This window comes from Kitasatospora sp. NPDC059088 (assembly GCF_042738155.1).
Lineage (GTDB): Bacteria > Actinomycetota > Actinomycetes > Streptomycetales > Streptomycetaceae > Kitasatospora.
The window spans coordinates 20,782-29,386 of record NZ_JBHYGR010000083.1 but is presented as its reverse complement, the minus strand read 5'-3'; the positions used below and the strand labels follow the sequence as shown (position 1 = coordinate 29,386).

General features: G+C 73.2%; 9 protein-coding genes. 8 read left to right on the top strand and 1 reads right to left on the bottom strand.

The annotated features are described in order from the left end of the window. Nucleotides 1-437: 437 nt before the first annotated feature. From ACFWXO_RS30085 to ACFWXO_RS30060, 6 genes are all read left to right on the top strand, one after another. Complete coding sequence (locus tag ACFWXO_RS30085; RefSeq protein ID WP_380527514.1) at nucleotides 438-854, top strand: peptidoglycan-binding protein; 417 nt, start codon at nucleotides 438-440, stop codon at nucleotides 852-854. Between the two features lie 25 nt (nucleotides 855-879). Continuing rightward, entirely contained in the window at nucleotides 880-1,296 is a 417-nt protein-coding gene (locus ACFWXO_RS30080) for a peptidoglycan-binding protein (RefSeq protein ID WP_380527511.1), read from the top strand. A gap of 25 nt (nucleotides 1,297-1,321) precedes the next feature. Next, nucleotides 1,322-1,714 carry a peptidoglycan-binding domain-containing protein gene (locus tag ACFWXO_RS30075; protein ID WP_380527510.1) on the top strand — a complete coding sequence of 131 codons (393 nt, stop codon included), beginning with the start codon at nucleotides 1,322-1,324 and terminating at the stop codon, nucleotides 1,712-1,714. A gap of 84 nt (nucleotides 1,715-1,798) precedes the next feature. Then, nucleotides 1,799-2,890: a peptidoglycan-binding protein gene (locus ACFWXO_RS30070; RefSeq protein WP_380527508.1), complete on the top strand. Its 1,092-nt coding sequence runs from the start codon at nucleotides 1,799-1,801 to the stop codon at nucleotides 2,888-2,890. Nucleotides 2,891-2,979: 89 nt separating this feature from the next. After that, nucleotides 2,980-3,351, top strand: coding sequence for a peptidoglycan-binding protein (locus ACFWXO_RS30065; protein ID WP_380527505.1), 372 nt, complete (start codon nucleotides 2,980-2,982; stop codon nucleotides 3,349-3,351). A 47-nt stretch (nucleotides 3,352-3,398) separates the two neighbouring features. Continuing rightward, nucleotides 3,399-3,764 carry a peptidoglycan-binding protein gene (locus tag ACFWXO_RS30060; RefSeq protein WP_380527503.1) on the top strand — a complete coding sequence of 122 codons (366 nt, stop codon included), beginning with the start codon at nucleotides 3,399-3,401 and terminating at the stop codon, nucleotides 3,762-3,764. 85 nt (nucleotides 3,765-3,849) lie between these two features. Here ACFWXO_RS30060 and ACFWXO_RS30055 read toward each other — a convergent pair whose 3' ends face one another. Then, complete coding sequence (locus ACFWXO_RS30055) at nucleotides 3,850-4,245, bottom strand: hypothetical protein (protein ID WP_380527501.1); 396 nt, start codon at nucleotides 4,243-4,245, stop codon at nucleotides 3,850-3,852. 369 nt (nucleotides 4,246-4,614) lie between these two features. Between ACFWXO_RS30055 and ACFWXO_RS30050 the strand changes: the two genes are divergently transcribed. Together ACFWXO_RS30050 and ACFWXO_RS30045 are read left to right on the top strand one after the other, a co-directional pair. Then, nucleotides 4,615-6,567 carry a PhoX family protein gene (locus ACFWXO_RS30050; RefSeq protein WP_380527500.1) on the top strand — a complete coding sequence of 651 codons (1,953 nt, stop codon included), beginning with the start codon at nucleotides 4,615-4,617 and terminating at the stop codon, nucleotides 6,565-6,567. Nucleotides 6,568-6,645: 78 nt separating this feature from the next. Next, nucleotides 6,646-8,490, top strand: a complete 1,845-nt coding sequence (locus ACFWXO_RS30045; protein ID WP_380527498.1) for a peptidoglycan-binding protein — start codon at nucleotides 6,646-6,648, stop codon at nucleotides 8,488-8,490. Nucleotides 8,491-8,605 lie beyond the last annotated feature (115 nt).

The window sequence follows — 8,605 nt, the reverse complement described above, 5'->3', positions numbered from 1 at the left end:
TGGTTTTTTGTGTTGTTGTTTTCTTTTTTGGTGTGCCGCGTCCGTTGTCTGCCCGTCCCCGCCCCCGCCCCCCCCCCCCCCAACCCCCCCCCCCCCACTCGATCCGCGTTCCCCGGAACCCGGGCCCGCGCCCCACCTCACGTCCCACGGAGCGGGTCCGCACCATGGGACACGTCCCTGGGACTGATGGGACGTCGGAAGACCTTCCGGACGGACCACGGAGTCCGGCAGAGTACGGCAGCGTCCCCGCCGCAGCAGGGTGGCCGCGCGCCGACGGCGCCCACCCGATCCGACGCGTACCGGCAGCACCTCCCGGCCTTCGCCGAGGCCGGTCCCGCGCGGCGGAGCCCGCCCGGGCCCCACACCCCGTACCGCCCGGGGGCCGTACGTGCCCGACGGCACGCCGCCCCCGACCACCGTCCCGCAAGGAGAGTCCCATGACCCTGAAGACCATCGGCCGCACCGTGGTGGCGGCGGCCCTCGCCGGCTCGGCGCTGCTGGGCCTGTCCGGCACCGCCAGCGCCGCCCAGGGCGCGCCGTACATCGGCGACGGCTACCCCAACAGCCACCAGGCCGTGTGGTGCGTCCAGCACAACCTCAACCGCTTCATCGACATCACGACCAAGGCCAACCGCCCCGCGCGGCTGGACGAGGACGGCTACTGGGGCCCGAAGACCAAGGCCGCCGTCCAGTGGATGCAGACCGACGCCATGGTCGGCGGCCAGTGGCTCCAGTCCGACGGCATCGTCGGCCCGCTCACCGGATCCCTGATCGTCGGTTACGGCTACCCCGACTCCGTCGGCAGCCCCAGCGCCCCCTGCTGGCAGTACATCCCGACCGTCGAAGGCCCCTGATCAACCGGCGCAGGAGGACTGACGCATGAGCAAGAGGAACTTCGGCCGCGCCGCGGCGGCACTGGCCCTGGCCGGCTCGGCGCTGCTGGGCCTGTCCGGCACCGCCGACGCCGCCCAGGGCGCGCCGTTCATCGGCGACGGCTACGCCAACAACACCCACGCCGTGTGGTGCGTCCAGCACAACATCAACTACTTCCTGAACCGCACCACGCAGGCCGACCGCCCCGCGCCGTTGGCGGAGGACGGGCTCTGGGGCCCGCAGACCAAGTCCGCCGTCCAGTGGCTGCAGGCCCACACCTTCATCAGCGGCCGGTCGCTCCTCCAGGACGGCTACGTCGGCCAGCTCACCGGGAACGCGATCATCAGCGACGGCGACCCGTACTACGTCGGCAGCTACGACGCCTACTGCTGGCAGTACATCCCGACCACCTACGGCCCCTGACCACCCGTACCGCGAGGAGCAACCCATGACCGCGAAGTCCTTCGGTCGCGCCGTGCTGGCGGTGGCCATGGCCGGAACCGCCCTGCTGGGCCTGGCCGGCACCGCCGCCGCCTCCGAGTCCGCCGGCTACATCGGCGACAACCAGACCAACGACTCCACCGGCGTCTGGTGCGTCCAGCACCTGCTCAACGACGTCGCCCGGGCCAACAACCGGGCGACCATCGACGAGGACAGCATCTGGGGCCCGAAGACCAAGGACCAGGTCCAGTGGTTCCAGTCCTTCGTCCACGTGAAGCCGGACGGCATCGTCGGCCCCTTCACCGGCGACAACCTCCTCTACCGCGGTGATGCGCAGTACGGCGGGAAGCACGGCGCCTGCTTCCCCTACATACCCAGCGACTCGGGGCTGTTCGAGTAGCACCCGCCCGTCGAGCACACCGGGCGTCAGGGAGGCCGATCACCGGCCGCCCTGGCGCATCATCACGGAACCGGAGACCCTCCTGTGAGCAGCACCCCCCTCCCCGCCCGGCGCCGGTTGTCGCTGGGCCTGGGCCTGGGCCTGGCCCTGGCGTCCGCGCTGACCGGCCTCGGCGCCTCCACCGCCTCCGCCGCGGCCCCGCCGGCCCCGATCCCGATCACCTCCCCGTCCTGCCCGGCCAACCTCCAGCAGGGCGAGGCCGACGGCTGCGTCACCCAGCTCCAGGCGGAGCTCAACCTGACCGGCGCCCACCTCACCGTGGACGGCCAGTTCGGGCCCGCCACCGACGGCGCCGTGCGCACCTTCCAGGGCGCGCACAGCCTCACCGCGGACGGCATCGTCGGCCCGGCCACCAAGTCGGCGCTCGACACGGCGGCCACCGCCGCCTCCGGCACCGTCGACCTCCGCACCCAGTGCGGGAACCTGCAGACCGGGGCGAGCGGGCAGTGCGCCTCGACCCTGCAGACGATGCTGAACACCTTCAACGCGGGCCGCCTCGTCGTGGACGGGCAGTTCGGCCCCGCCACCGACACCGCCGTACGCAACTTCCAGGCCGCCCAGGGCCTGGCCATCGACGGCATCGTCGGCGCCGGCGTCAAGAACGCCCTCTACACCGCCACCCCCGCCCCGCTGCCCAGCGGCCCGATCGACGCCACCAAGGTCCTGAACGCGGCCAAGTCCTACCTGGGCGTCCCGTACGTGTGGGGCGGCGGCCACTCGCTGCGCGGCGAGGGCCCCGGCCCGTCGCTGGGCACCTGCGACGGCTACACCGGCTCGATCCAGCCCTGCCCGGCCAACACCACGGCCGGGATGGACTGTTCGGGCCTGGTCCGGGCCGCCTTCTGGTTCGGCGCCGGCATCGACCTCGCCAACGGCGGCGACACCACCGACCAGACCCTCGACAAGCACCTCACCCCGATCACCGAGGACCAGCGGCAGCCGGGCGACGTCGAGTACTTCGGCACCGACGCCCACAACACCCACCACGTGGTGCTCTACGCCGGCACCGACTCCGCCACCGGCGCGGACATGATGTACGAGGCCAAGGAGACGGGCACCGACGTGCACTACGTCACCCTGCGCACCGGCGGCTACTGGTACCACGTCACGGCCTGACCGCCGGGGGCCGTTCACCCGGCCCGGCCGGCAGGGGCCCCGCCGTCCCACCCCGACCATCGACCTGACCTTTGTGAAGGACAACACCCATGCGTACCAAGCTCGCTGCCATCGCCGCCGGAGCCGTCATGCTCACCGGCCTCGGAATCGGCACCGCCACCACCGCGTCCGCCAGCACCCCCGCCGTGTGCACCCAGTACGGCTACTACAGCGACAACGAGGCGCAGGTGAGCCTCAACGACAGCGGCCCGGAGATCAAGGCGCTGCAGTGCGAGCTCAACTACAGCGTGCGCGGCGCCGGTCTCAAGGTGGACGGGATCTTCGGCAAGAACACCCTCGCCGTCGTGCAGAAGTTCCAGAAGTGCGCCGGTCTCGACCCCGACGGCATCGTCGGCCCGCTGACCTGGAACAGGCTGGACAACCAGAGCGACATCGACACGGCGGCGAACTACATCTGCTGACCCGGCCCGACCGAGTCCTCCCCGTCACGCGTACCGAAGGAAGAACCATGCGCAACAAGCTCGCGGCCGTCGCGGTCGCCACCCTCCTGGCCGCCGGCTTCGGCGTGACCACCGCCGGCAGCGCCTCGGCCGCGACGTCCCCGAGCCAGCTCTGCGGCGGCTACAGCACCAGCGAGCCGGAGCTCTCCCAGGACGACAGCGGTGACGCGGTCAAGGCCCTGCAGTGCGAGCTGTACAACTCCCTCGCCTACCAGGGCCCGGACGTCGACGGGTACTTCGGCCCCAAGACCCTCGCCGCGGTGCAGAAGTTCCAGACCTGCACCGGCCTCAAGCCCGACGGCATCGTCGGCCCGCTGACCTGGGCCAAGCTGGACTACCAGGCCAACTACGGCTCCCGCCCGGTCTGGTGCTAGGGACCGTCGTGGACTGACGAAACGCCCGGCCGGGACCTCCCGGCCGGGCGTTCTCGCGTACGGCCGGTCCGCGGCTCGCGGCCGCTCAGCCAGTGAAGGGGAAGGGCGGCAGGACCCGGCACACGGAGTCCCGGGGCTGCCCGGGTTGCAGCGGCGCGGGGGATCCCATCCCGGTGACGTAGAGCCAGGTCAGGACGGCCGCGGCGGCGAGCAGGGCCGGCAGGCGGTACCGGCGGCTGCTCGGCCGGCGGCCCAGCAGTGCGCCGAGCGCCAGGAGCGCGACGAGCACGACCGTCCACCAGGACACCGTGGCCATCGCCAGGTTCGGGTTCGGCTCGTGGTCCTGGACCAAGCAGTAGTGCCAGGCCGCGAGGACGCGGCTGTTGCCGAACAGCGTGCCGCCCGTGGCCAGGACCAGGGCGGCCGCCGTCCAGGCCGCCCGCCGGATCCAGCCGCTCCGCCGCTCCCGCGCTGACCGCATGCCGCCTCCATGTGCTCTTCCGTCCGTCCGGAACCGTGGATCGCCGGATTCCGGTACCACGATGCCCGTCGGCCCGGCTCCGGTTCCCGTCCCCGGCGTCCCCGCCGTCCCACGCCGTCCCGGGATGGGGCGCCGGAGCATCTGAGACGGATTCAGGATGGCTACGGGGGTCGAACTCGATCTAGGTTCAGGTCCGCGAGACCCGCGGCGATCCGTTCGCTCCGGCCGACCTTTCGCTCCGGAGGGCCTCGCGCTCCGGCCGACCGGCTGTCGCCGCACGGCCCCCGAGCACGGGACGCGGCGCACGCACCCGGTCCTCTTCAGCCCCGCACCCCGCCCCGGCGGGCCGACTTCCCTTGGGTGGCGACCATGCCAGATCACGACACTCCGCAACCGGAGACAGCACCCCGCCGCACGTTCGACGACGTGGTGGCCGTCGGCCTGTCGCGCCGTCAGGCCCTGACCGGCGGCACCATCGCCCTCGCCGCGTTCCTCGGCCTCTCCGCGTCCCCCGCCTCCGCCGCCCCCGCCGGGCAGCCGGGCACGGCCGGTGCGGCGGCGCACCCGCTCGGCTTCACCGCCGTCCCCGCGAGCAGCGCCGACGCCGTCACCGTGCCCGCCGGGTACTCCGTGCAGGTGCTCGCTCCGTGGGGGCAGGCCGTGCGCGAGAGCGGCCCGAAGTGGCGTGCCGACGGCGGCAACACCGCGGCGGAGCAGGCCGAGCAGGTCGGTTCCCACCACGCCGGCCTGCACTTCTTCCCGGGCACCGACGACTCCCACGGCACCCTGGTGCTCACCCACGAGTCCACCGACGCCGCCCTGCTGTACGGCCGCACCGGCGCGGCGGCCACGGAGGGACGGGTGAGCAAGGAGCAGGTCGCCAAGGCGCTCGCCGCGCACGGCGTCAGCGTGCTGGAGGTGCGCCGCACCGGCGGCACCTGGCAGCTCGCCGACTCCCCGCGCAACGTGCGCGTCACCGGTGCCACGCCCGTCACCTTCTCCGGACCGGTGGGCGCCGACCACCCGGCCCTGCGGACCGGCACACCCGCCACGGGCACGCTCGGCACCGGCGCGCACGGGGTGACCCCGTGGGGGACGTTCCTGGCGGGCGAGCGCAACACCGCCGGCTACTTCGGCACCGACGACCGGACGTGGCGGGCGACCCGCGCCCAGAAGCGGGCCGGCCTCGGCGCCCGCGGCGACGGCCACGGCTGGCACCGCGCCGACGCGCGCTTCGACCTCGCGGTGAACGGCAACGAGGCCAACCGCTTCGGCTGGGTGGTGGAGATCGACCCGGCCGACCCGCAGGCGGCACCCGTGAAGCGCACCGCGCTGGGCCGCTTCCAGCACGTCGGGGCGAGCGTGACCGAGTCCGCCGGCCGGGTCGTCGTCTACAGCGGCGACGACGAGAACGGCGGCTACCTCTACAAGTTCGTCGGTTCGGACAGCTGGTGGCGGCTGCGCTCCCAGGGCCGCAGCCCGCTGGACCACGGCACCCTGTACGTCGCCCGGTTCGAGGACGACGGCACCGGCCGGTGGCTGCCGCTGACCCACGGCCAGGGCCCGCTGACCGTCGCCAACGGGTGGGCCGACCAGGCCGACGTCCTGCTGCGGGCCCGGCTGGCGGCGGACTCGCTCGGCGCCACCCCGCTGGAGCGGCCCCAGCAGACCTCGGTGAGCCCGGACGGGACGGCGTTCTGCGCGCTCGCGAACAGCCCGGGCCTCGGCCACTGCGCCGCCGGCCCGAACGCCCACCGGGCCGCGGTCAGCCCGCGCGCCGAGAACCCGTACGGCCACGTGATCCGCTGGCGCGAGGACGGGACGGCCGACCAGGGCGACGGCCGGGCGACCGGCTTCCACTGGCAGGTCTTCGTGCTCGCCGGCGACCCGGCCCACGACCACCAGGTCCACCTGGACGCCGCGGGCATGTTCGCCTCGCCGAAGAACCTGTGGTCCGACGCCGACGGCCGGCTGTGGATCGGGACCGGCATCCCGGCCTACGACCAGAACCGGGCCGAGACCGGCCACGAGCACCTGGGCAACAACGCCATGCTGGCCGCCGACCCCGCCACCGGCGAGGTCCGCCGCTTCCTGACCGGCCCGCGCGGCGCCGAGATCACCGGCGTGGTCACCACCCCGGACCGCCGCACCATGTTCGTCAACGTCCAGCACCCGGGCGAGCACACCCTCGCCTGGGGCACGCCCACCCAGGACGATCCCCGCGCGGTCAGCAACTGGCCGGACCACGACGCCGGCGGCCGCCCGCGCTCGGCCGTGCTCGTGATCCGGCGGACGGACGGGGGCGTCATCGGGGCCGCGTGACGCGCCCGACGCCCGACCCACCCGACGCCCGCCCCACCCGTCCTGTCAGCAAGCCCAGCACGACTTCCGGAGAACCAGATGGTCACCATCATCTCGCGCAGTGAATGGGGCGCCCAGCCGCCCAAGACAACCGACTTCGGTCCCTTCTCCCCGTGGGTCGGCGGCATCGTCATCCACCACGAGGGCGGCGGGCACAAGTCCGTCGATCCCCACAGCCAGTGCGCCGCACTGGTCAGGAAGATCCAGGACGAGTCGATGCACCACGGCCTCACCCAGGACATCCGGGAGTGGACCGGCAACGGGGAGCCCGAGTACGACGACATCCCGTACAACTTCCTGGTCTGCAGGCACGGTTCCATCTACGAGGGGCGCGGACTCAACTACCGGTCCGGCGCGAACGGCACCGAGTCGCCCGGGGCCAACTCCGACTACTACGCCGTGATGGGCCTGATGGGCGCCGACGACGACGTGACCCCGGAGATGGTCGCGGGCATCAGGACGCTCTGCGGCTGGCTGCAGAACGAGAAGGGCGCGGGCCTCCGGATCGTCGGGCACACGGACGTCCGCACGGTGACCCACACGGACTGCCCCGGGAAGCTCTACCCGTACGTCAAGGACGGCTCCTTCATCGAGCGGGGCTCGGGCACCGGTGCCGGCCCCGACTCCGACACCCTGCACATCTACTCCCGCGCCCAGTGGGGCGCCCGCCCGGCGAAGGACATCACGCCGGTGGCCATCGGCAACCGCACCGGGTTCACCGTGCACTACTCGGACGGGCCGACCACCCAGACGCTCCGGTCGATCCAGAACTACCACATGGACTCCAACGGCTGGTCCGACATCGGCTACAACTTCCTGGTCGACACCAGCGGCCGGATCTTCGAGGGCCGCGGCTGGTACCTCCAGGGCGCGCACGCCTACGGGGCCAACACCACCCACATCGGCGTCTGCTTCATCGGCGAGAGCGGCGACGCCACCGACATCGCGATGTCCGCGATCCGGTCGATGTACGAGAAGGCCTGCGACATGGCCGGCCACGTCCTCACCAAGACCTACCACGGCATGCTCCCCGGCAACTCCACCGACTGCCCGGGGGCGCAGCTGCGCGCCTGGGTCCAGAACGGCATGCCGGCGCAGGTCCGCCCGATCGACTGGGCGGGCAGCGGCTACACCCCGCCGCCCACCGACTCCAGCGGCGCGAGCGGCGGCGGCATGACCCAGGTGCGGTCGGTCTCCGCCCAGCAGCAGGCGGTCAACGGCCTGGGCTACAGCCCGGCACTGGACGTCGACGGCGCCTGGGGGCCGAAGACGGACGCCGGCGTGCGCTGGCTGCAGAACAAGGTCGGCGTCACCGCCGACGGCCTGTGGGGGCCCGGTACCGAATCGGCGTTCAAGGCCTTCGGGGGCGGCTCGTCCGGCGGCGGCCCCATGACGTCCGTGCGCTCGATAGCGCGCCAGCAGCAGGCCGTCAACGACATGGGCTACAGCCCGGCGCTGGACCTCGACGGCGCCTGGGGGCCGAAGACCGCCGCCGGCGTGCGCTGGCTCCAGGGCAAGGTCGGCACCAACGCCGACGGCCAGTGGGGCCCGGCCACCGAGTCCGCGTACTTCGCGTACATCGACGACGGCGCCGGCCTCACCGTCGACGGCCAGTTCGGCACCCTGACCATCATGGCCGTCCAGCGGGTCTGCGGCTCCACCCCGGACGGCCAGTGGGGGCCCGACTCCAAGCGTTCGCTCCAGCACCACCTCAACGTGTGGGGCAACGCCGGACTGGTCGAGGACGGCGACCCCGGCCCCGCCACCTACCGGGCGCTGCAGACCTTCCTCAACGCCAGCGGCGCCGGCCTCACCGTCGACGGCCAGTGGGGCCCGGCCACCATCAGGGCCCTGCAGAACGCCCTGAACCAGGGACGGTTCTGACCCCGGGGTCCGGCCCGTACCGCAGGCGCCGGGCGAGACCCCGGCAGCCCCCCGCCCGCCCAGCGGGCCCCGCCCCCCGACCCAAACCCCACCCGCCCCCCCCGCCGGGCCCCCC

What these genes read in the sequence shown, in the direction of transcription:
- ACFWXO_RS30085 (WP_380527514.1), top strand. Translation starts at nt 438, where the DNA reads ATGACCCTGAAGACCATCGGCCGCACCGTGGTGGCGGCGGCCCTCGCC.
- ACFWXO_RS30080 (WP_380527511.1), top strand. Translation starts at nt 880, where the DNA reads ATGAGCAAGAGGAACTTCGGCCGCGCCGCGGCGGCACTGGCCCTGGCC.
- ACFWXO_RS30075 (WP_380527510.1), top strand. Translation starts at nt 1,322, where the DNA reads ATGACCGCGAAGTCCTTCGGTCGCGCCGTGCTGGCGGTGGCCATGGCC.
- ACFWXO_RS30065 (WP_380527505.1), top strand. Translation starts at nt 2,980, where the DNA reads ATGCGTACCAAGCTCGCTGCCATCGCCGCCGGAGCCGTCATGCTCACC.
- ACFWXO_RS30060 (WP_380527503.1), top strand. Translation starts at nt 3,399, where the DNA reads ATGCGCAACAAGCTCGCGGCCGTCGCGGTCGCCACCCTCCTGGCCGCC.
- ACFWXO_RS30055 (WP_380527501.1), bottom strand. Translation starts at nt 4,245, where the DNA reads ATGCGGTCAGCGCGGGAGCGGCGGAGCGGCTGGATCCGGCGGGCGGCC.
- ACFWXO_RS30050 (WP_380527500.1), top strand. Translation starts at nt 4,615, where the DNA reads ATGCCAGATCACGACACTCCGCAACCGGAGACAGCACCCCGCCGCACG.
- ACFWXO_RS30045 (WP_380527498.1), top strand. Translation starts at nt 6,646, where the DNA reads ATGGTCACCATCATCTCGCGCAGTGAATGGGGCGCCCAGCCGCCCAAG.